Below are 21,124 nucleotides of genomic sequence, written 5' to 3'. Positions count from 1 at the left end.
GGGAGATGTCGAACTCACCCATGAACAAGCGCCTGTCCAGCAGCCCCTTCAAGCCGAAGCCGGAGCCGGTCATCGAGGTGTTCGCCGTCGGTGAGCGCGTCACGCACGACCTGCACGGCCTCGGCCGCGTGATCGGAGTCGAGGAGAACGCCGTCGCGGTGGACTTCGGGACGCGCAGCGTGCGCGTGCCTAGTCCCTACACCAAGATGCACCGCCTCTAGGCCGCGCTACTCCCAGCCACTGAGGTCCGGCGGCACGTCGACCGAGTGCGCCTGCAGGACCTCGAGGGGTACGACGTCGAGCGCGCGCTCGGAGGTCGCGGTCAGCACCACCGGGGCGGCCAGCCCGGCGTCGTACGCCTGGAGCCAGCGCGCGGCGACGACGCACCAGCGATCGCCCGGGACGAGGCCGGGGAACCGCCACTCCGGGTGCGGGGTGGAGAGGTCGTTGCCGACCGACCGTTGGTGGGCGAGGAAGTCCTCGGTCATCACCGCGCAGATCGCGTGCAGCCCGACGTCGTGCGGACCGACCGTGCACGAGCCCTCGCGGTAGTAGCCGGTCACCGGGTCGGTGCCGCACGGTTCCAGCTCGCCGCCGAGGACGTTGCGCTCGCTCATGGATCGATCATCCGTGATCGGTCCTCGGATTCGCCGTTCTCGAGACGCCGCCGTGGTCGGTTCCTAGGGTGTCCGACCGGGGGTGAGGAGATGTCAGCAGGAGAGTCCGCTTTCGACGTCGCTCGGCGTCAGCGGGAGAAGGCCGCGCGACTGCAGCGGTCGGCCGACCTCTGGGAGCGCGGCGCCGCGGGTGAGGTGGAGGTGGCTCGGGCTCTGGCCCAGCTGCCGCCCGGGTGGACGGTGCTGCACGACCTCGCATGGCCCGGTCGCCAGCGGGCCAACCTCGACCACGTCGTCATCGGGCCGGGCGGTGTCTTCGTCGTGGACGCCAAGAACTGGTCGGGCCGCATCGAGGTCAGCAACCAGGTGCTGATGCAGAACGGCCGGATGCGTGAGCCGGCGGTCGCCTCCGCCGCCGAGGCGGCCATCGCCGTGCAGTCGGTCGTTCCGGTCGCGAACCTGTGCATGGGCGTCCTGTGCTTCGTCCGGGACGAGCCCCTCACTGGTTGGGCGAGGGACGTCATGGTGTGCTCGACCTCGAACGTCGTCGCCATGCTGACGTCGCGACCCGCGGTCCTCTCGCCCACGGACGTCCAGCGGTGTGTCGACGCCGTACGGCGCGCGGCCGGCGCCCGGACGCAGGCGCCGGTCCGTCGACCGCCGGCGCCGCCGACCACGTGGGGCGTGCCCCCGACGGACCGGACTGTGCGGTCCCGTCCGCGGCGGCGTCGCGGTCGGCCGGTGGCCGCACTGGTCGTCGGCGTCCTGATGGTCGGCGCGCTTGCCAGCGGCGGCCTGCAACGCGCGAGCGAGTGGTTCGGCGAACAGCTCGTCACGGTCGTCAGCTCGGAGGCGCCCGCGCCGACGCCCACGACGCCGGTCGACGAGCAGCAACAGCGGGACAAGAAGCAGCGAGACAAGAAGCAGCGGCAGCAGCGTCCCGCCAACGGCTGACGGCCCGGTTGTCCACAGGCTGCAAGCGGGGTCTTCCGGACATGCCGGCCGTCGGCTGGACTGGCGGCATGCCGAAATCACACCACCGCCGCAACGGACGCACCCGCCGGACAGCCCGGCCGATCCCTCGAGCGCGAGCAGACCACCACGACGAGCTCGAGGCCAACGCGCCCTGGATCAACCGGATGTTCGAGGTGGACGCCGTCGAGGCGCGCGGGGACGCGGCCGGTGCGCTGCGCCTCATCGAGGCCATGCCGCTCGGACCGGACGGTCGCCCGTGGTGGCGACCGTCGCGGATCCGCAGGCTGCAGCAGGTCGTCGACCTCGGCGAGTCGGCACCGGCGTGGGTCTGGGCGAAGTGGGTGGTCAGCCAGGCCGCGCAATCGACGCCGGGCGACCCCGTGCGAGCCGTCGAGGTGGCGACAGCAACCCGCGGCGGGCGCAGGACGCTGTGGGGCGTGGACCAGGTGGACGCCCAGGCCAAGGTGATGGACCACGACTGGGTGTATCGACAGCTGGTTCTGCACGAATACGCCGGCCTCGCGGCGTACCTCGAGCAGCGAGCCGGGCAGGACCTGGTGAGACGGGCGGCCGGCATCGACGGCTGGGCCTCGGCGCCGATGCGCGCCCTCGAGCTCGTCGGCGAGGAGGCGACCCGGATCCAGTGGTTGGACCTGGCGTCGCTGGAGGTGGTCGAGACGATCAACCTCGGCGCGGCGGCGATGCTGGCCGACGGCGAGTGCGTGATCGGTCGGGTGGTCGAGGCCGACGGGACGACTCTCTTCGAGAGCGCGCCGTTGTGCGTGCCGCGCGACGTGGCCAGACGGGTGGCCGCGGAGCCGGGCGAGTGGCTGGCGGTGCTGGCAGATGCCTGTCGCGACGCGACCAGCCCGATCCTTGTCCACCTCGTCTCCAGGTTCCACGAGTTCGACCTCCTGTGTGACCTGCCCCCGGGCATCCGCCGCCAGGTCGTGCAGCCTGAGGACCCCGACCTGGGCTCCGACCAGATCGGGACAGGTGGCAACGGGTCGGAGTACGACGTCGCCCTGGTCCTTGCTGCGCTTGCCGACGAGATCGATGTGGAGGGGGACGACGATGACGGGTGTTCGTGCGGTCAGGACCACAGTCCGCGGCCGTTGGCGTCCTTGGTCGCCGCCGCTCTCGTCGAGCCCGGCACGGTGGAGGCGCTCCGTCCGCTGCTGGTGCCGTCCGACGGCCGGGCGCTGATGAGGCTCTGTCGGGTGCTTCCCGAACCGGCCGACCAGGTGTGTCGGCGGCTGGCCATCCGCGTGGCCGACGCCGCGTGAAGTTGGTCTGTGGAGAACTCGAACACATGTTCGATTCAGGCGTAGAATTGCGACATGGAGGGCACCCGCGAGACGCGCGACCAGCACCCGCTGCTGGACCTCGTCGCGGCCATCTCCGACCGGCTCGACAAGGCGGGCTCGGTCAACCCGACCTTCATGTCGACCACTGAGAAGGCGACCGCGCTGCGCGAGCTCTCGACCCTCGTGACCCGCAGCCAGGGACTGCTGCTGTCGGTGCTCGCCGCCTCCGGCGACGTGGCCGACGAGGTCGGTGCCCGGTCGGTCGGGGAGTGGTACGCCGCGTCGACCAGGCACGACCACCGACCCTCGATCGGACTGACCCGGCTCGCCCGCTCCGTCGAGACCGACTACGTGCACCTGGGTGCCGCGGTGCTCGACGGGCGGGTCAACCTCGAGCAGGCGCAGGTCGTCGCGCAGGCGCTCGACGAGCTGCCCGCGGACGGCGTGAGCCCCGAGGTCCGAGAGCGCGCCGAGCTCCACCTGATCGGGCTGGCCGATGACTGGGCGCCCACACCGTTGAGGCGTCTCGCTCGCAAGGTGCTCGAGGTCGTCGCCCCCGAGATCGGTGACGATGCCGAGCGTCGAGCGCTGGAACGCGAGGAGCAGCGCGCCGCCGAACGCGCCCGCCTGTCCCTGACCCCGCTGGGCGACGGCACCACCCGCCTGACCGGCCGCGTTCCCGACGCCACGGCCGCCCGGTTGCGGACCTACCTCGAGGCGTTCGCCTCTCCTCGCCGCACGGCATCGGAGGCCGACGGGCAACGCGTCCCGGCGCCACGGCTGCTGGCACTGGCCCTGACCGACCTCCTCGAATCCCTGCCGGCGGATGTCCTGCCCGCGCACGGCGGCACCGCGACCACGGTGACCGTGCACCTGCGTCTCGACCAGCTGCGCGCCGACCTCGAACGCGCCGGCATCGCCACGCTGGAGACCGGCGACGCCATCACCGCCAGCCACGCTCGACGGCTCGCCTGTCAGGCCAAGATCGTGCCCGTCGTCCTCGGCGGCAAGTCCCAGGTCCTCGACCTCGGACGCAGTCGCCGGCTCCACACGCCCGCCCAGCGCAAGGCGCTGCGCAGCCAGCACGACCAGTGCCAGGCGGAGGGCTGCACCGTCCCCGTCGCGTGGTGCGAGACCCACCATTCGCACCCTTGGAGCCACGGAGGGGCGACCGACCTCGCCAACGCCGCACTCCTGTGCACGCACCACCACCATCGCGCCCACGACACCCGCTACCTCACCCACCTGATGGCCAACGGCGACCACCGCTTCACCCGGCGGACGTAGGTCGACGAAGCCATCCCGAGGCCGCGGCGGGCGTCAGGCGCGCCCGGGATGCGGTTGCACTCCAAGTGAGAGTGCTCCGTCCGCCGCTCTCAACCCGGCAGGCGCCCGGACCGAGTTGGGCATTCGCCTGACAGAGACCCCCCGTCGCCGCAGACTTCAGTGCGCCGCCACCTCGGGCGGCGCCTGACGTCCACGGGGGATCCAATGAAGAAGAAGCTCGCCGCCGCAGCGGCGCTTTCCTTGCCCTGCCTGATGTTCACGGTCGTGTCGGCGGACGCTGCCGCTGTGCCGGCCAAGTGGGCCAACTGCACGACGGTCAACAAGCGGCTCCCGCACGGCGTGGGCCTGGCGAACGCCCGCGACAAGTCGTCCGGCACGCCGGTGACCACGTTCCGTCGCGACTCGGCGATGTACCGCGCCGCCGATGCCGCCAACGGGGGGCTGGACGGCGACAACGACGGCATCGCCTGCGAGAAGGCCTAGGTCTTAGGGCCGTTGGCGCGCGGCACTCGCAACGAGTCGGCAAGCGGCCGAGCAATCAAGATCTGACGCGGCGTCGACGGATCCGTGTCGTCAAGTTGAAGGGGTTCACTTGTTTCGCGTTCTAACGGCAACGCTCATCACCGTGTCCTTGTTCGCAGGATCGACTCCGGGTGCTGGCGCTCGTGCTGTCGCTGGCGCGTCTGGTTCAACGGTTCGGGTTGCCGACGGGGACACGATTGTGGCGGTCGTCGGCGGCGTCGAGGAACGGGTCCGATTCCTCAACATCGACACGCCCGAGGTGGGGAGGTGCTTGGCGGGAGCGGCCACGAAGTTCACGTCGTCGCGGCTCCCGGAGGGTGGAGCAATAGAGCTGGGTTACGACCGCGATCTTCGCGACCCCTATGAGCGGCTGCTCGCAATGGTCCGACCAGCTGGTGGAACGTGGCTGTCGGTCGACCTAGCGGCGGAAGGATTGGGCTTCCCGCTCACCGTCGCCCCCAACACCGCATACAAGTCCGCCGTCGAGACGGCGAGTTCGACGGCTCGCAGGCGTGGGGTTGGGCTCTTCGATCCGACCTTGCCCTGTACGCCCATCGCCCGGGCCGAGACTGCCCGAGGCTTCGTGGGTCGAGCGCAGTCGATGCCGGCCGGGACCCAAGCGCAGTTCCATGCGGTCAATGGGGTTCTCGATCGGGCGGGCAAGAGGCTTGAGCTATTGGTCCCGATGCAATACGGAATCGTCACGCCTTCGTTTCGTGCGTGGCTGATGGCGCTCAAGCGCCCGGTGCTGGCTTCGATCAAGACTGTTCGCGCCAGCAAGGCTCAGCAGTGGAAGAACGCCCAGAAGGCCGCTTCGGAGAGCTCGAGCAACGGTGACAACACGAGCTCCGGTGGTTGGTGGCCCCCAGGTGTTCCGCGCAACTACACGGGACCAAGGTGCTACGAGCCCGGCGGCGTCATCTGGTATCCCTGCTAAGTCACAAAGGCAACCGGTCCCAGCCTTACGCCGTACGCGCCGCCTTCTTGGCTGCGGCCTCGGCGCGGCGCTCCACGAACCGCGCGGCCTCGGAGTCGAGCGCGGACACGGCGGCGGCGAGCTCGTCGCGCGCCTTCTCCCCGTCCTCGTCGAGACCTTCGAGGTCCCACACGCCCCACTGCCGGAGCAGGGGAGTGACGATGTCGTCGTGGTGGATGCGCAGGTCGTAGATCCCGGCCTTGGCCATCTGCACGGCCTTGCGGCTGAAGCCCGGGATGATGCTGCCCGGCATCTCGAAGCCGACGACCTCCTCGGTGATCGCGCGCATCGTCTGGCTGGGCGCGAGCTGGAGCGCCGCGGCCACGATGTTGCGGTAGAAGATCATGTGCAGGTTCTCGTCCTTGGCGACCCGGCTGAGCAGCTTCTCGGCGATCGGCTCCTCGGTGTAGCGCCCGGTGTTGCGGTGCGAGACGCGGGTCGCGAGCTCCTGGAAGGAGACGTAGGCGCAGACGTTGAGCAGCGGCTTGTCGATCGAGTCGTAGCCGATCTCCATCGTCTCCATCCGCGCCCGCTCGAGCTCGACGGGGTCGACGCCGCGAGTGACGAGGAGGTAGTCGCGGATGCAGAACGCATGCCGGCCCTCCTCGGCCGTCCAGCGGTTGACCCACGTGCCCCACGCGCTCTCACGGCCGAAGGCGCGGTCGATCTCGCGGTGGTAGCTCGGGAGGTTGTCCTCCGTCAGCAGGTTGACCTCCAGCGCCGTACGCGCGATCGGTGACAGCTGCGACTGCGCGACCTCCCACGGATCGCCGCCGAGGTCGGCGAAGTCGCGCCCGAGACTCCAGGGCACATACTCGTGCGGCATCCACTCGTCGGCGATGGCGAGATGTCGGTTGAGATTCTCCTCGACCGTCGCTTCGAGCTCGGTGAGCAGCTGGGCACTTTCGAGCGCGGCCATGAGCCATGCCTACACCCGTCGCGGGCCCGTGAACAGGGGCGACGGCGCACGGACCGGTGCCGTCACTGGTCCACCGGACCAGTGTGGGGGCGGTCGTGGAAGCGCTTCCACAAAGAGCGAAACGGCCCTAGCGTGACCCCCGTCACACTCTCTCGGGAAAGAAGTTCTCATGCGATTTCGACGCGCACTGCTAGCGCTGGTGGCCGCCGTCTCGGTGGCCCTGCCCCTCGGATCCATCGTCCAGCAGGCCTCCGCGGTCGGCCCGGACCGGTTGCCGTTCACGATCACCAACTCCTCCCAGCGCGGGGAGGAGGTGTTCCTCTACGTCGTCGGAGTCAACCTGGCGACCGGCCGCCTCGGCTACGTCCGCCAGGACGGGACGTTCAGTCCGTGGCCGGCCGGCAGCAACCCGCCGAGCCCGGCGCCGGACGTCTCGATCCGCATGGGCGGCACCGGCTCCAGCACCACCCTCAACGTGCCGCGCGGCTTCTCCGGCCGCCTCTACATGTCCTTCGGCGAGCGGCTGCCGTTCAAGCTGACGCCAGACGGCCTCGTGCAGCCCGCGCCGTGGGCCGCCAACGATCCCAGCGCCAACATCCTCTTCGACTGGAGCGAGTTCACCTACAACGACGCCGGGCTGTGGCTCAACAGCTCGCAGGTCGACATGTTCGCCGTGCCCCACTCGGTCTCGGTGACCGGGTCCGACGGCGTCACGAAGACCACCGGCCGCCTCGTCGACGACGGTCGCAACAAGGTGATCAACGGGATCCGCAACCAGGCCGGCTGGGCCGGTCTCGTCCGCACCCGCGCCGACGGAACCGTGCTGCGGGTGCTCGCTCCCGGCAAGGCCGCCGACGCGGGGCTCTTCGACGCCAACTACCTCGCGCCGTACATCGACCAGGCCTGGAACGCCTACACGACCAAGACGCTGACGGTGCAGCCCTTCGGCGACCGTCCGGACGTGCGCTACTTCGGGCGTACGGCGGGCAGCACCATGAACTTCACCAACGGCTCCGGTCAGCAGGTCGCCAGCTTCCAGAAGCCCACCACCGCCAACGTGTGGGGCTGCGACGGCGCTCTCGGAGCGCCCAACGACCAGGTCGTCGGGCCGATCGCCCGCACGCTCTGCGCCGCACTGCACCGCTCGACCCTCGGCCGGATCGACACCCAGCCCGGCGGCGCAGCGGCCGACTTCTACCAGGGCGCGATCACCAACCACTACTCCCGCCTCGTCCACCAGAACATGGTCGACGGCCGGGCCTACGGGTTCGCCTTCGATGACGTCCAGGCCCAGGAGTCGCTGGTCTACAGCGGCGACCCGCGCCGCGCCGGCATCACGCTCACGCCGTTCGGTCCCGGCGGCACCAGCAGCCCCGACCCGCAGCCGACCGGCAGCACGATCGTCAGCCAGTGGCACGGCAAGTGCATCGACGTGCCGAACTGGCGCTTCGAGGACGGCCAGCGGCTGATCGTCTGGAGCTGCACCGGCGGCACCAACCAGCGCTGGCAGTTCGTCAACGGCACCGTGCGCACCGAGAACAACAAGTGCATGGACGTCGCCGGCGGCTCCACGGCCAACGGTGCGCCCATCCAGATCGCCAACTGCAGCGGCAACCCGGCGCAGCAGTTCGTGCTGAGCGGCGCCGGCGACCTGGTCAACCCGCAGGCGGACAAGTGTGTCGACATCGCCGAGTGGAACGCCGCCGACGACGCCCTGCTCCAGCTGTGGACGTGCGCCGGGACGGCCAACCAGAAGTGGCGTCGAGGCTGACGGGCGGCTGACCCATCGGCGTACGGTCGGAGCATGGTGGACCTCGAGGCCGCGCTCCGGCCGTACGTCGAGTCCGGCGACGTTCCCGGACTGGTGGCGCTCGTCGCGCGCGGGGACGACGTGCGGACCGTGGTGCTGGGGGCGCAGCGGCTGGGGGGTGAGCCGATGCGGCGTGACTCGGTCTTCCGTGCCGCCTCGATCACCAAGCCGATGATCGCCGCCGTGACGATGATGCTCGTCGAGGACGGCCGGCTGGTGCTCGACGACCCCGTCGGCGACCTGCTGCCCGAGCTCGCCGCGCCGCGCGTGCTCAGGACACTCGAGAGCCCGCTCGACGACACGGTGCCGAGCGACCGGCCGATCACCACCCGCCACCTGCTGACCGGCACCGCTGGTCAGGGCTTCGCGACCTTCGAGTCGGCGGTCAGCCCCCTGCTCATCGAGGAGCTCGGCCAGGCATCCATGGAGCTGTCCCAGGTCCCGCCGCCCGACGAGTGGATGCGCAGGCTCGGCGGCATCCCGCTGATGCACCAGCCCGGCGAGGGCTGGACCTACAACCTGTCGTTCGACGTCCTCACCGTGCTGCTCGAACGGGCGTCCGGCGGGCCGCTCGTGGACCTGATGGAGGAGCGGCTGTTCGCGCCGCTCGGCATGGTCGACACCGCCTTCCACGTCGACGCCGACCAGCTCGACCGCTTCACCACCCTCTACGGACGCGGCGACGGCGGGACGCTCCACGTCACCGACGAGGCGCACGGCGAGTTCGTGCACCGCCCGGCTTTCGCGTCGGGCTCCGGCGGTCTCGTCACGACTGCCGACGACTGCCTCGCCTTCGGGCGGATGCTCCTCGACGAGGGCGGCGACCTGCTCAGCCGCGACTCGGTCCACCTGATGATGACCGACCACACGACGCCGCAGCAGCGCGAGATGGGCGGGTTCTTCCTCGACGGGCAGGGCTGGGGCTTCGGTGGCGGCGTCGACACCGAGGAGCTGAACCCGTGGAACGTCCCCGGCCGTTACGGCTGGGTCGGCGGCACCGGCACGTCGTTGTACGTCGAGCCGCGGGCCGGCCTCGTCACGGTGCTGCTCACGCAGGTCGAGCTGCTCGGCCCCGAGGCCGCCGCGGTGCTCGAGGCGTTCTGGACCGCTGCGGCGGCGGACTGAACCCTGCCCACCCGGACGGACCTTGTGCCGGCGATGCGCCTCGTTACGTTGGAGGACATGACTGACGAGACGCAGCAGGCAGCGACCGAAGCGGCCCAGCGAGTGGTGGACGACGTCGCGTCCTACCAGCACGCGGCCGAGGACAGCACCATCGCCCAACAGCTCGACGACGGCCTGCGCGAGGCCAAGGTGTCGCTCAGCGACGAGGAGCGCACGCGCATCCTCCGCGAGATCGACGACCTCAAGGACGAGCAGTCCGGGACGCCGCAGGTCCGGTCCGCCTCGCCGGTGGAGTGACGCGACCATGGACGTCCGCGGACTCCTGACCGAGGGCTTCGGCCGGATCGCCGAGCTCTTCCCCGACGTCGCCGACGGCCTCGACGAGCGCACGCTGCACGAGCGACCCGGCGGCACCGGCAATCCGATCGGCTGGCTGCTGTGGCACCTCGCCCGCGTGCAGGACCACCACGTCGCCGGGCTCGCCGACCAACCGCAGGTCTGGGTCGAGTGGCAGCAGAAGCTCGGTCTCGACAACGGCACCGACGACATCGGCTACGGCCACACGAGCGAGCAGGTGGACGCGATCCGCATCACGGATCCGGGGCTGCTGGCGGCGTACCACCACGAGGTCACCCTCGCGACCGCGCGCTACCTGGAGACGGTCGATGAGGCCGAGCTCGAGCGTGAGGTGGACCAGCACTGGGACCCGCCGGTCACCGCCGGGCAGCGGCTTGTGAGCATCCAGGGCGACTGCCTGCAGCATCTCGGGCAGGCGGCCTACGTCAAGGGACTGATCTCCTGACGAACGCCGCCCGACCCGTCAGTTCCAGATCGCGGCCGCCCACTCCGGGTGGTCGATGAACGGGTTGCGGTTGCCCTGCCACTGCGCGTGGATGCGGTCGTTGCGGCGCATCTCGAACGCGTCGACGGGGTCGCCGGCGCTCCACTGCAAGAGGATGTCGAGGTCGCCGATGCGCGGCACGGCGCTGCCGGAGACGTTGCTGAGCTCGAGGTTGCCGAAGCCGTCGTCACCCTCGTAGCGCACCGCCATGTAGAAGAGCATCCGCGCGACGTCGCCCTTGACCGCGTCGCGCGGCTCGAAGGAGTCGGCGTCGGTCCAGCAGTCGGTGCAGCCCGAGACGGCCGAGCCGCCGTTGTCGAAGTCCTTGTTGCCGCGAGTGCCGTTGACGGTGACGTCCTCGGCGCGCAGGTGGTGCAGGTCGGTGCCGGGGCCGGCGCTGGTCGAGAACCCGCCGCGGGACTGGGCGAAGACGTGCTCACGGTTCCACTGCCCGCTGCCGCCGCCGTTGTTGCTCTTCGCGATCGACCGGCCGGTGTAGAGCTCGATGACGTTGCTGGTGTTGTTCGGGTCCTGGTCGGTGTCCTTGAGCGCGGTCCACACGGCGTCGTACGACAGCTTCGTGTTGTTGTCGATGATGTCGTGCAGCGACGTCTTGAGCGCGGTGCCGGTCTTGCCGATGGCCGGGGCGTAGTAGGTCGAGTCCCACGGTCCCGTGCCGGTCGGAGGGCTGGTCGGAGGGCTGGTCGGGGGAGTGGTGGGCGGGGTCGTGGTGCCCGCGAGCGCGAAGGCGGAGGCGCTCGTCAGGCCGGGGTGCGAGAAGTACGCCGCCAGGGTGCCCGTGACGTCGATCTGCTTGCCCATCAGGCCGGGATTGGTCTTCAGCCCCCACGCGCTGCGGAAGGCCGAGGGGATCTGCACGTAGATCATCTGCGACGTGCTGGTCTGGCTGGCCGAATCGGCGATCGCCAGCGCGTAGTCGTTGGGGAAGCCCGACCGGACCACGGTGCTGGTCGCGGTCGGCTGGCCGACGACGTACCCCCGCACGGTCTGCGACGACCCGTCCTGCCGGCCGATGGCCTGGCTGACGGTGATCGGTGTCGCGGCGGTGGCCGGTGGCGCGACGAGCGCGGTGCCGACAAGGGCGACGAGGGCGAGGACGACGAAGAGGGCGCTGGTGAGTGCGGGCGCGAACGCCCGACCCGTCCCGAGATGACGGTTCATGGGTCGGGAGCCTGCCGCACCGACGCGAGTCTGGGAAGGGCGGCGGGTGGTCCTGCGCCCGAACAGGTGGTGACGCTTCTCGGTCGGCAGGGCAGGGTGGGGCACATGGCGATCCGGACGGGCACGCAGGTGAAGTGGAAGTGGGGCTCCTCCTGGGCGGAGGGCAAGGTCAGCGAGGTGCACCACGACGAGGTGAGCCGCACGACCAAGGGCGAGAAGGTCACCCGCAAGGGCAGCGACGACGACCCGGCCTACGTCATCGAGCAGGAGGACGGGACGGTCGTGCTCAAGCTCAGGAGCGAGGTCGAGCAGGTGTGATCGCCCCGTGACCACCCGCTGGCTCTTCGGCGACCAGCTCGGCCCCCACTTCATCGCCGACCACCGCGGACCGCTGGTGATGGTCGAGTCGACGGCGGTCTTCCGGAGACGACGCTTCCACCGCGCCAAGGCCCACCTGGTGCTCAGCGCGATGCGCCACCGAGCCGCCGAGATCGGCGACCGGCTGACCTACGCGCGGGCCGACACCTACCGCGAGGTCGTCGGCGACATCGACGACCTCGAGGTCATCCACCCGACGTCGTACGCCGCTCTCCGCCTCGTCGAGGAGATCGGGGCCACCGTCCGGGAGCCGCGCGGGTTCGCGACCGCCCGCGGTGACTTCGAGCGCTGGGCGGACGGCCGGGGCGCGAAGCGGCTGCTGATGGAGGACTTCTACCGCCGGGCGCGGGTCGCCCACGGCGTGCTGATGGACGACGGCGAGCCGGCCGGCGGCCAGTGGAACTTCGACCACGACAACCGCGAGCCACCGCCCAAGGGCGCCGAGACGCTCGGCGTGACCGAACCGTGGTGGCCGAGCGAGGACGACATCGACGCCGAGGTGCGCGACGACCTCGACCGCTGGGAGCGCGACGGCGGGGTCGAGCTGCTCGGCCGCGACGGGCCACGACGGTTCCCGGTGACGAGGCGTGAGGCGCTCGCCGCGCTCGACCACTTCGTCGAGCACCGGCTGCCGGAGTTCGGGGCGCACGAGGACGCGGTCCTCGAGGGCGACCCGTGGATGGCCCACAGCCTGGTCAGCGCGCCGATGAACCTCGGCCTCCTCGACCCGCTCGAGGTCGTCGAGCGCGCCGAGACCGCCTACCGCAGCGGCGCGGCACCGATCGCCAGCGTCGAGGGCTTCACCCGGCAGGTCATCGGCTGGCGCGACTACGTGTGGCACCTGTACTGGCACCAGGGCGAGGGCTACCGCCGCGAGAACGCGCTGCGCGCGACCGAGCGGATGCCGCGGTGGTTCGCCGAGCTCGACGGCAGCGCGACCGACGCCCGCTGCCTCTCGCACACGCTGGACCGGGTGGCCGAGCACGGCTGGGTGCACCACATCCCGCGGCTGATGGTCCTCGGGTCCTACGCCCTCCAGCGCGGTTGGGAGCCGACGCAGGTGACCGACTGGTTCCACCGCGCGTTCGTCGACGGCTACGACTGGGTGATGGTGCCCAACGTCGTCGGCATGTCGCAGCATGCGGACGGTGGCGTGATGGCGACCAAGCCCTACACGTCCGGTGGCGCCTACATCTCGAAGATGTCGGACCACTGCGGGTCCTGCCGCTTCGACCCCACGGTGCGGGTGGGGGAGGACGCGTGCCCCTTCACGGCCGGCTACTGGTGGTTCCTCGACCGGCACCGCGAGACGTTCGCGGGCAACCACCGGATGTCGCGCGCCGTACAAGGCCTCGACCGTCTCAAGGACCTCGGGGAGCTCGTCGAGCAGGAGGACGCCCGCGGCAACCGGCCGCCGTGAGCGTCGTCCACAGACGCATGACGTGTCGTTTCGCGGGACCGGGCTCGCGGAAGGACGGACACAGATCCCAAGGAGGCCCCGTGGACGACGTGTTCATCGGTCGCATCGAGGTGCGGCCCCCGCTCAACGACACCGAGCGCGCCCACCTCGCGACGCTGGGGGCGTCGGGCTCGACCCTGCGCGGCACCCCCACCGGTCGCGGCGACACCAGCGTGCCCTTCGCCCACCTCGCCTGGGAGGCCTGCCCCTCCGGCTGCTGCCTGACCTGGAACGGCCTCGAGCACGGCAAGCACCTCGCCGAGTCCCTGCGGTTCCTCGTCCAGCACCTGTTCGGTCCCGAAGCCCGGGTGGCCGGGCACCCGGCGTTCTCCGCGTTCACCTGCGACCACGTCCTCGACGGGCTGGTCGCGGCGCGGGGCCGGGACGGCAGGACGTACGTCGTGGAGGCCAGCCGCAACCGGGTCAGCGGCCGCGACGGCCGGCCCGCGTGTGCGCAGGGCGGTGACCAACGACGCGGACGGGCACGACCCCGGCCGGCCAACGTGATCGAGTTCCGTCCACGCCGGGCCTGAGGCGCCTCAGTTGAGGATCACGATGCCCGCGTTGAGCGCCGTCGCGAAGCAGACCCACGCTGCGTACGGCACGAGCAGCCACGCCGCGGTCGTCGAGCGGCTCCGGGCCAGCCAGATCAGGCCGAGGATCATCAGGGCCAGCGCGACGATGTCGACCAGCGCCAGGGTGTAGCGGGAGGCGGCGAAGAAGAGCGGGGTCCAGGCCAGGTTGAGCACCAGCTGGACGGCCCACAGCGTGAGGGCGGCGTCCCAGCCGCGGGTCCGCCACAGCAGCCAGCCGGCGACGCCGATCATGACGTAGAGCACCGACCACACCGGGCCGAAGAGCCACGACGGCGGCGCGAACGGCGGCAGGTCGAGGTCGCGATAGGTGTCGCCGGCCGACCCGGCGGCCAGGCCGCCGACGACCGCCACCGCGGCCACAGCCGCGAGGAACGGCAGGAGCGACAGCCAGGAACGCGTGCCGGGAGCGGCGGAGGTCGTCGTCATCGGTCCAGTCTGCCTGCCGGGGGCGAACCGCCCTCCACCAGCCGTGAGAGCGCCCACCGCGCGATCGGCTGGTAGGGCAGGACGAGCAGCGCCGGCAGGTGCACGACCGCCCAGGCGCACGTGCCGGAGGCGTCCTCCCGCACGCCGTGGTCGAGCACCACGCTCGCCGGGCCCACGCCCACCCGCCACGACCACGCGCGGGTGCGATCGTCGACGGACTCGATCGTGAACGGGAGACGCACCAGCAGCGGCCCGTGCACCACGCCGCGTGCCCCCGGCTCGATCGGTTCGGCGTCGCAGCGGACCGACCTGATCTGCGGCGCCCACGTCGGCCAGGCGGCGGGGCTGGTGTAGAGGTCCCACACGTCGTCGGCGGGACGGGAGCCGGTCGCCTCGATCCGCAGCACCCGACCATCGTGTCACGGGCGTCCGAACGGGCGGCGCTACGCTGAGCCCGATGTCTGACGACTACTGCGACCTGTGCGACCTGCCGAAGTCGACGTGCGTGCACGGGATGCCGAAGGCACCCCCGCCGCCACCGCCCGCCCCCAAGGCGCCCCGCGCGCCGCGGGCGCCGCGCGCCACCTCGCCCCGGACGGGCACCGGCCGGTCGCCGAGCGCCTCCGCTCCCGCCGTACCCGCCCGTCGCGCACCCCGCCGGTGGACACCGCCCGAGGACTTCGCACCCCACATCCTCGGGGTGCTCGAGGAGGCCGGCGGCGAGCTCGACACCGACGACGTCTTCGCCGCCCTGGAAGCGCGGATGGGCGAGGACCTGCTCGAGGGGGACCGCCAGCTGACCCCCGAGGGCGAGCTGAGGTGGCGCTTCGCGGCGCGCCGTGCCCGCCAGAGCCTGATCAAGGAGGGTGTGATGAGCAAGGGCGCGCCGGGGGTCTGGGCGCTCTCCTGAGCGTGGGCTTCACAACTGGTGCCACCGAGTTCTCGCATTCGGCCCCACGGACGCTCCGGGTTCTCTATCTTGAATCTGCCCTGACCGGGGCAGCCGTCCACCAGGCGGCGCATGAACGAAAGTCATGGGGTTCCAATGAGCGACAAGAGCCCGTCCCAGCGACGAGACTCCCGACTCGCCATCTCCGGCTGGCCGCTGCGGCGCAAGGTTGCGCTCGCACTGGCGATCCCGCTGCTCCTCGCAGCCGCCTTCGGTGGTCTCCGAGTGTCGAACGACCTCGAGGAGTCGGGCAACGCCTCCGCCAGCTCGCAGCAGGTGGACGTCCTCGCGCCCGCGATCGCCTACCTCACCGCGGCGGAGGAGGGCATGGTGGCGGCCCAGTCGTCCACCGGCAGCAGCCAGAACGAGCTGGACGACGCGCTGGCCGAGATCAAGACCTCGGCCGACGACCTCCTCGAGGCCCGTGAGAGCTCCAACCTCACGCCCGAGCAGAGCCGCCAGGTCGACGTCATCCTCGACCTGAGCCGGGCGCTGCGCGACGAGGCGACCGGCCCCGTGAGCCCCGGCACCTGGATCGCCCAGCTGCGCCAGATGCAGTCGGGTGTCACCCAGCTCATCACCACGATCATCAACGAGCAGAACACCCCCGAGCCCCGCCTCGAGCTGCTCTCCCAGACCCTCAGTGGTCGGTTCGCCCTCGCCCAGCAGCAGGCGCTCGCCGCCACCGAGGCCACCGGCCGCACCACCGACCTCGCCCTGTTCGCCGAGATCGGCGCCGAGAGCGCGGCCCTCGATCGCCTCGCCGGTCAGCTCGGCGACGCCAACGACTCCATCCAGGTGCTGCGCACCAACAACGGTGAGCGCAACCGCGAGGTCCGCACCGGTGGCTCCGACCTCGGTGGCGCCGACGCGTACGACGACTACGACAAGCTGCAGACCACGCTGATCGACCAGGTCGACCAGCAGCTCTCCGACACCGCGTCCGCCGCCCGCAGCAGCGCGCTGCTCAACGCCCTGCTCACGCTGCTCGCGCTCGCCGCGGCCATCGCCCTCGCCATCGCGATCTCCCGCACCATCGTCAACCCGATCCGTCGGGTCCGTGAGAGCGCCCTCCAGGTCGCCAACAAGGACCTGCCGGACGCGGTGGCGCGCATCCGCTCCGGCGCCGAGCCCGGCCCGATCAAGCCGGTCGACGTCCAGACCCACGAGGAGGTCGGCCAGCTGGCCCGCGCCGTGGACGACCTCCACCAGCAGGCCGTGACCCTCGCCGCCGGCGAGTCCAAGCTGCGGACCCAGGTCGGCGAGATGTTCGTGACGCTCTCGCGCCGCAACACCACGCTGATCAACCAGCAGCTCAACCTGATCGAGGCGCTCGAGAGCGACGAGGAGGACCCGAAGCGGCTCGAGAGCCTGTTCCGCCTCGACCACCTCGCGGCCCGCATGCGCCGTACGGCGGACTCGCTGCTCATCCTCGCCGACGCTCCGACGCGCTCGGCCGGTTGGGAGAGCGTGACCATCGGCGAGACGCTGCAGGCGGCGACCGCCGGTGTGACCGACTACCAGCGGGTGCGGATCAGCTCCGACCTGCCGATCCAGGTGAACGAGACCGCCGCCGGTGACCTCGTGCACATGATCACCGAGCTCGTCGACAACTCGCTGTCCTACTCCTCGCCGCACACCAGCGTGGTCCTGGACACGGTCGAGACCCCGAACGGCGTGACCCTCACGGTCACCGACGCCGGCCTCGGCATCCCGGCCGACGAGCTCACCCAGATCAACCAGAACCTCAGCACCGGCGTCGAGGTCACCCCCGACACCGCGCGCCGCATGGGCCTGTTCGTGGTCAGCCGGCTCGCCCAGCGCCACGGCATCGGCGTGAGCCTCAAGGCCAACGCCGGCGACGGCATCACGGCCCACGTGCTGGTCCCCAACGCGATCCTGCCCGAGCGCGCCCACCTCGCCCCGACGCCGGTCGTCGAGGAGCCCGAGGCGGAGCCCGTGCTCGACGAGGTCGTCGTGGACGAGCAGGCCGCGGTCGCCGAGCTCAAGCCGGCCGTGGTCGAGGAGGCCCCGGACGCGGCCGAGGCCGACGACTCGTCCTCCGAGCCGGCGCCCCTGCCGGTGCGTGCGGCTGCGGAGCCCCGCTCCGACGAGCCGGACGTCGACGCGGCCGACCCGCTCGGGATCGGTGACTCGCACCTGCGACCGGTGGGCCTCGGCCTCCCGACCCGCGAGCGCGGCGCCACCCTGTCGCACCTCACCGCCGCCGGCCTCCAGGTCGCCCCGACCGACGGGGACGACGCGCCCGCCGAGGACCCGGCCACCCTCTCCAAGCGCCCGACCTCGGCGATGCCGCTGCGGTCCAAGCGCAACATGGAGGCCCCGGCCCCCGCCGTCAGCATCGTCCCCGACCTCCCCGAGGACGACGAGGACATCTCGGACGCCGAGGACACCGAGGTCGTCGCCGACCAGGTCGAGGACACGACGGCCGAGCAGGTCGACGAGGTCTTCTCGACGCCGTCGGCCCTCGACCAGCCGGCCGAGACCGACGAGACCGACGAGCTGGACACGGTCGAGGAGCCGGTCGCCGAGGCCGTCGCCGGGCCCGAGGTCGAGCCCGAGACGAAGGTCGTCGAGCCCGCCGCCGAGGTCGAGACCCTCACCGAGGTCGAGCCCGACGCCGAGAAGACGCCCGAGGCCCACATCGCGGCGCTGATGGCGAAGATCCGCCCGCAGCGGGGTCGCCTGCCGATCCCCGACTACGACGAGGTCGACCACGCCGAGATCCTGCGCATGCCGGTCCGCGAGCGCGGCGATCTCCAGGCCGACCCGCTGGCCGACCCGCTGGCCGATCCGCTCAACGACCCGCTGGGCGACCCGCTCGTCGAGGTGGCCGCCGTGCTCGAGGACGAGGCCGCGCTCGAGGACGTGGCCTTCGCCGAGGTCGAGCCGGCCGAGACGTTCGAGCCCGCCGAGACGTTCGAGCCGACCGCCGAGGCCGAGCCGGTCGAGGCGTCGCCCGAGCCCGAGCCCGTCCTCGAGTCCACCGAGCCCTCGTGGGCCGTCGACACCACCGAGGCGCCCGTGGTCCACGCCGCGTCCGAGCCCGTCTTCGAGCCCGCTCTCGAGCCCGAGCTCACCCCGGCGTACGCCGCGGTGGAGACGCCGGTCGCGGAGCCCCAGCCGGTGGCGCAGCCGGAGCCGGCGCTGGCCGGTTCGGCTGCGAGGTCCTCGTGGCTGAGCACCGACGAGCAGGACCGCACCTGGGCCTCGGCGGAGGTGGAGGCCGGCTGGCAGCGGGCCGACACGGTCGCCGAGACCCACGACGAGCCCACCAACGACCTCGGGCTCCCGGTCCGACGTCCTGGTGCCCGTCTGGTGCCCGGCAGCGTGACGAAGCCCGTCGGGGTCGCCGGCCGTGACCCCGAAGCAATCCGAGCCCGCCTCTCGGCACACAAGGCAGGCGTCCGCCGTGGACGTACCGCCTCCGTGTCCTCCGACGACTGATCAAGAAAGAGAAGAGAAATGACCGAGCCCATCTCTGCCACCGACAACAACCTCAACTGGCTGGTGTCTCGATTCGTCGAGGAGGTGACCGACGCCGCGCACGCGATCCTCGTCTCGGCGGACGGTCTCCTGATGGCCGAAAGCCAGAGCATCCCCGGGGAGCGAGCCGAGCAGGTGGCGGCCGTCTCCTCCGGCCTCGCCAGCCTCGCGGTCGGTGCGGCCCGCCTCTTCGACGGCGGGGCTGTGCTGCAGACCGTCGTCGAGATGGAGCACGGCTACCTCATGCTCATGAGCGTGGGCGACGGCTCCAACCTCACCGTCCTCACCGAGGAGGACGCCGACATCGGCCAGGTCGGCTACGAGATGGCGCTCCTCGTGGAGCGCGTCGGACAGACCGTCCAGGCCGAGGCCCGCGTCAGCTCGACCAACTGAGGTGTGACAGGCCGTGTCACCACTTGAGTCCGACGGCGGCGAGGAGGAGGTCAGCAGACCTCGCTTCGTCAGGCCGTACACCATCACCGCAGGGCGTACCCACGCCACGGTGGACCTTCCGATGGAGGCGACCCTCCGGGTCGATCCTGCTGACGACGGCAGCACGGTGAGCGCGGCTGCGCTCCAGGTGCTCGAGGTGTGTGACAGACGTTCCGTCGCCGAGTGCGCGGCCCTCGTCAAGATGCCCATCGGCGTCGTACGCGTTCTGCTCAGCGACCTCGTCGAGCACGGATACATCCGCGTACAAGCAACCATCACTGAGAACTCGTCCAAGGACGAGCGGATTGAGCTCATCGAAAGGACCCTCCGTGGACTCCGCACTTACTAGCCCCCCGCGTAAGGCTGCGTCGACCAAGATCGTCATCGCAGGCGGCTTCGGCGTCGGCAAGACGACGCTGGTCGGCTCCGTATCGGAGATTCAGCCCCTCCGGACCGAGGCACTCGTCACCAACGAGTCCGAGGGCGTGGACAACCTCGACGCCGTGCCGTCGAAGGCGACCACCACCGTCGCGATGGACTTCGGCCGCCTCACCCTGGGCGAGGACCTGATCCTCTACCTCTTCGGCACGCCCGGCCAGCGCCGCTTCTGGTTCATGTGGGACGACCTGTGCCACGGCGCCATCGGTGCGATCGTCATCGTCGACACCGCGCGTCTGGACGAGTCGTTCTCGCCGCTCGACTACTTCGAGGCCAAGGGACTGCCGTTCATCGTGGCGGTCAACCAGTTCGAGGGCATCGAGCAGTACACCCTCGACCAGGTCAAGGCCGCCCTGGCGCTGCCGCCCGAGGTCCCGATCATCTCGATCGACGCCCGCGACCGCGACTCCGCCAAGAGCGCGCTCATCCGGGTGACCGAGTACGCCCTCGAGCACCTCACGCGCAACCTGGCTGGTGCCAGCTGATGCGCACCTCCCGTACGCCGATGGCGCGGATCGCCCTCGCGGCGGTCGGTCTGGTCGCCCTGGCCTCGTGCAGCTCCGCCGCAGGCTCCACCGCCACCAGCGAGCCGGAGCCGAGCCTGCTCAAGGACGGCAAGCTCACGGTCTGCACCTCCCTGCCCTACGAGCCGTTCGAGTACGAGTTGGACGGCGAGGTCGTCGGCTTCGACATCGACCTGGTCAACGAGGTCGCCGCGGCCCTGGACGTGGAGCCCGTCTACGTCAACGAGGACTTCGACGCGATCGCGTCGGGCGAGCTCTTCAACGCCGACAAGTGCGACCTCGGTGCCGCGGCCATGTCGATCAACGGCGACCGCGCACGCGTCGTCGACTTCTCCAGCCCCTACTTCAACGCCGCGCAGGTGATGGTGGTGCAGAAGGGCAGCGGCATCAAGGGCCTCGGCGACCTCGCCGGCGGACGCGTCGCGGTGCAGGAGGGAACGACCGGTGAGCTGTACGCCGCCGACCACGCCCCGCCGAACACCCAGATCGTGAAGTTCAAGAACGTCGAGGACGTCGACTCGGCTCTCAGCGGTGGCACCGTCGACGCCGGTATCTACGACAACAACATCGTCGGCGACGCGATCAAGCGGCACCCGACGTTCGAGGTCGTCGCGGAGTTCGACACCGGTGAGCAGTACGGCATGGCGGTGAAGAAGGACGGCGACGTCGACCTGCTCCGCGTCATCAACCAGGTGCTCTCCGACATCTCCGAGAGCGGCCGCTACGACGAGATCTACACGACCTGGTTCGGCAAGACCAAGGCCAAGAGCTGAGCTCCCTGACCAGTGATCGCCACTGATCGCCGCTCATCGCCACCGATCGGCCCGTCGCCCCGTGCGACGGGCCGATCGTCA

The 21,124-nt window shown here is 70.9% G+C and carries 24 protein-coding genes; 19 read left to right on the top strand and 5 right to left on the bottom strand.

All coding sequences use genetic code 11. The features are described from left to right. Positions 1-5: 5 nt before the first annotated feature. Complete coding sequence (locus tag C7S10_RS01430; protein ID WP_108342628.1) at positions 6-221, top strand: hypothetical protein; 216 nt, start codon at positions 6-8, stop codon at positions 219-221. A gap of 6 nt (positions 222-227) precedes the next feature. On the opposite strand, the gene C7S10_RS01425 is transcribed toward C7S10_RS01430, so the two are convergent. Continuing rightward, complete coding sequence (locus tag C7S10_RS01425) at positions 228-617, bottom strand: DUF2237 family protein (RefSeq protein ID WP_108342627.1); 390 nt, start codon at positions 615-617, stop codon at positions 228-230. Between the two features lie 90 nt (positions 618-707). Here C7S10_RS01425 and C7S10_RS01420 point away from each other — a divergent pair, with 90 nt between their 5' ends. The 5 genes from C7S10_RS01420 to C7S10_RS01400 all read left to right on the top strand — a co-directional run bounded on the left by C7S10_RS01420 (position 708) and on the right by C7S10_RS01400 (position 5,645). Next, the gene (locus tag C7S10_RS01420) at positions 708-1,571 is read left to right on the top strand and encodes a nuclease-related domain-containing protein (RefSeq protein ID WP_108342626.1); all 864 of its coding nucleotides are present in this window, start codon (positions 708-710) and stop codon (positions 1,569-1,571) included. A gap of 68 nt (positions 1,572-1,639) precedes the next feature. Next, complete coding sequence (locus tag C7S10_RS01415) at positions 1,640-2,878, top strand: hypothetical protein (RefSeq protein ID WP_133176402.1); 1,239 nt, start codon at positions 1,640-1,642, stop codon at positions 2,876-2,878. Positions 2,879-2,932: 54 nt separating this feature from the next. After that, positions 2,933-4,186 (top strand): HNH endonuclease signature motif containing protein, encoded by a 1,254-nt coding sequence (locus C7S10_RS01410; protein WP_108342624.1) that lies wholly within the window; start codon positions 2,933-2,935, stop codon positions 4,184-4,186. A gap of 204 nt (positions 4,187-4,390) precedes the next feature. After that, positions 4,391-4,669, top strand: coding sequence for an excalibur calcium-binding domain-containing protein (locus C7S10_RS01405; RefSeq protein ID WP_108342623.1), 279 nt, complete (start codon positions 4,391-4,393; stop codon positions 4,667-4,669). Positions 4,670-4,811: 142 nt separating this feature from the next. Continuing rightward, a complete protein-coding gene (locus C7S10_RS01400) occupies positions 4,812-5,645 on the top strand; it encodes a thermonuclease family protein (protein WP_165807016.1) in 834 nt (277 codons plus the stop codon). A gap of 25 nt (positions 5,646-5,670) precedes the next feature. Here C7S10_RS01400 and C7S10_RS01395 read toward each other — a convergent pair whose 3' ends face one another. Beyond that, complete coding sequence (locus tag C7S10_RS01395; protein WP_108342621.1) at positions 5,671-6,603, bottom strand: acyl-ACP desaturase; 933 nt, start codon at positions 6,601-6,603, stop codon at positions 5,671-5,673. Positions 6,604-6,772: 169 nt separating this feature from the next. Here C7S10_RS01395 and C7S10_RS01390 point away from each other — a divergent pair, with 169 nt between their 5' ends. The 4 genes from C7S10_RS01390 to C7S10_RS01375 are packed head-to-tail and all read left to right on the top strand — an operon-like array spanning position 6,773 to position 10,340. Beyond that, positions 6,773-8,374, top strand: a complete 1,602-nt coding sequence (locus C7S10_RS01390; protein WP_108342620.1) for a beta-1,3-glucanase family protein — start codon at positions 6,773-6,775, stop codon at positions 8,372-8,374. A 33-nt stretch (positions 8,375-8,407) separates the two neighbouring features. Continuing rightward, positions 8,408-9,538 carry a serine hydrolase domain-containing protein gene (locus C7S10_RS01385; RefSeq protein ID WP_108342619.1) on the top strand — a complete coding sequence of 377 codons (1,131 nt, stop codon included), beginning with the start codon at positions 8,408-8,410 and terminating at the stop codon, positions 9,536-9,538. A 57-nt stretch (positions 9,539-9,595) separates the two neighbouring features. Continuing rightward, the gene (locus C7S10_RS01380) at positions 9,596-9,835 is read left to right on the top strand and encodes a hypothetical protein (protein ID WP_108342618.1); all 240 of its coding nucleotides are present in this window, start codon (positions 9,596-9,598) and stop codon (positions 9,833-9,835) included. 7 nt (positions 9,836-9,842) lie between these two features. Next, positions 9,843-10,340 carry a mycothiol transferase gene (locus C7S10_RS01375; RefSeq protein WP_108342617.1) on the top strand — a complete coding sequence of 166 codons (498 nt, stop codon included), beginning with the start codon at positions 9,843-9,845 and terminating at the stop codon, positions 10,338-10,340. Between the two features lie 18 nt (positions 10,341-10,358). On the opposite strand, the gene C7S10_RS01370 is transcribed toward C7S10_RS01375, so the two are convergent. Beyond that, positions 10,359-11,561, bottom strand: a complete 1,203-nt coding sequence (locus tag C7S10_RS01370) for an endonuclease (protein WP_108342616.1) — start codon at positions 11,559-11,561, stop codon at positions 10,359-10,361. A 105-nt stretch (positions 11,562-11,666) separates the two neighbouring features. Between C7S10_RS01370 and C7S10_RS01365 the strand changes: the two genes are divergently transcribed. From C7S10_RS01365 to C7S10_RS01355, 3 genes are all read left to right on the top strand, one after another. Continuing rightward, the gene (locus tag C7S10_RS01365) at positions 11,667-11,879 is read left to right on the top strand and encodes a hypervirulence associated TUDOR domain-containing protein (protein WP_108342615.1); all 213 of its coding nucleotides are present in this window, start codon (positions 11,667-11,669) and stop codon (positions 11,877-11,879) included. A 7-nt stretch (positions 11,880-11,886) separates the two neighbouring features. Continuing rightward, positions 11,887-13,359 (top strand): cryptochrome/photolyase family protein, encoded by a 1,473-nt coding sequence (locus C7S10_RS01360; RefSeq protein ID WP_108342614.1) that lies wholly within the window; start codon positions 11,887-11,889, stop codon positions 13,357-13,359. Positions 13,360-13,439: 80 nt separating this feature from the next. Next, the gene (locus tag C7S10_RS01355; RefSeq protein WP_108342613.1) at positions 13,440-13,931 is read left to right on the top strand and encodes a hypothetical protein; all 492 of its coding nucleotides are present in this window, start codon (positions 13,440-13,442) and stop codon (positions 13,929-13,931) included. A gap of 6 nt (positions 13,932-13,937) precedes the next feature. Here the strand turns inward: C7S10_RS01355 and C7S10_RS01350 are convergent, their stop codons facing one another. Both C7S10_RS01350 and C7S10_RS01345 read right to left on the bottom strand, forming a co-directional pair. Next, positions 13,938-14,420 (bottom strand): TspO/MBR family protein, encoded by a 483-nt coding sequence (locus tag C7S10_RS01350; RefSeq protein WP_108342612.1) that lies wholly within the window; start codon positions 14,418-14,420, stop codon positions 13,938-13,940. Further along, positions 14,417-14,827 (bottom strand): SRPBCC family protein, encoded by a 411-nt coding sequence (locus C7S10_RS01345; RefSeq protein WP_108342611.1) that lies wholly within the window; start codon positions 14,825-14,827, stop codon positions 14,417-14,419. Before C7S10_RS01345 ends, C7S10_RS01350 begins: the two co-directional genes overlap by 4 nt. Before the next feature lie 50 nt (positions 14,828-14,877). Between C7S10_RS01345 and C7S10_RS01340 the strand changes: the two genes are divergently transcribed. From C7S10_RS01340 to C7S10_RS01315, 6 genes are all read left to right on the top strand, one after another. Continuing rightward, a complete protein-coding gene (locus C7S10_RS01340) occupies positions 14,878-15,330 on the top strand; it encodes a hypothetical protein (RefSeq protein ID WP_108342610.1) in 453 nt (150 codons plus the stop codon). Between the two features lie 135 nt (positions 15,331-15,465). Beyond that, positions 15,466-18,837, top strand: coding sequence for an ATP-binding protein (locus C7S10_RS01335; RefSeq protein WP_108342609.1), 3,372 nt, complete (start codon positions 15,466-15,468; stop codon positions 18,835-18,837). Positions 18,838-18,855: 18 nt separating this feature from the next. Beyond that, positions 18,856-19,269: a roadblock/LC7 domain-containing protein gene (locus C7S10_RS01330; RefSeq protein ID WP_108342608.1), complete on the top strand. Its 414-nt coding sequence runs from the start codon at positions 18,856-18,858 to the stop codon at positions 19,267-19,269. 109 nt (positions 19,270-19,378) lie between these two features. Further along, entirely contained in the window at positions 19,379-19,657 is a 279-nt protein-coding gene (locus tag C7S10_RS01325) for a DUF742 domain-containing protein (RefSeq protein ID WP_243395142.1), read from the top strand. Beyond that, positions 19,638-20,231, top strand: coding sequence for a GTP-binding protein (locus C7S10_RS01320; RefSeq protein ID WP_108342606.1), 594 nt, complete (start codon positions 19,638-19,640; stop codon positions 20,229-20,231). The genes C7S10_RS01325 and C7S10_RS01320 overlap by 20 nt, the downstream gene beginning before the upstream one ends. After that, positions 20,231-21,043 (top strand): transporter substrate-binding domain-containing protein, encoded by an 813-nt coding sequence (locus C7S10_RS01315; RefSeq protein ID WP_108342605.1) that lies wholly within the window; start codon positions 20,231-20,233, stop codon positions 21,041-21,043. Before C7S10_RS01320 ends, C7S10_RS01315 begins: the two co-directional genes overlap by 1 nt. The last annotated feature ends 81 nt before the right edge of the window (positions 21,044-21,124 follow it).

The sequence above is a fragment of the Nocardioides currus genome (assembly GCF_003057875.1).
Classification (GTDB): Bacteria; Actinomycetota; Actinomycetes; order Propionibacteriales; family Nocardioidaceae; genus Nocardioides; species Nocardioides currus.
The sequence above is the reverse complement of the archived record's forward strand: the minus strand, read 5'-3'. Positions and strand labels throughout refer to the sequence as shown.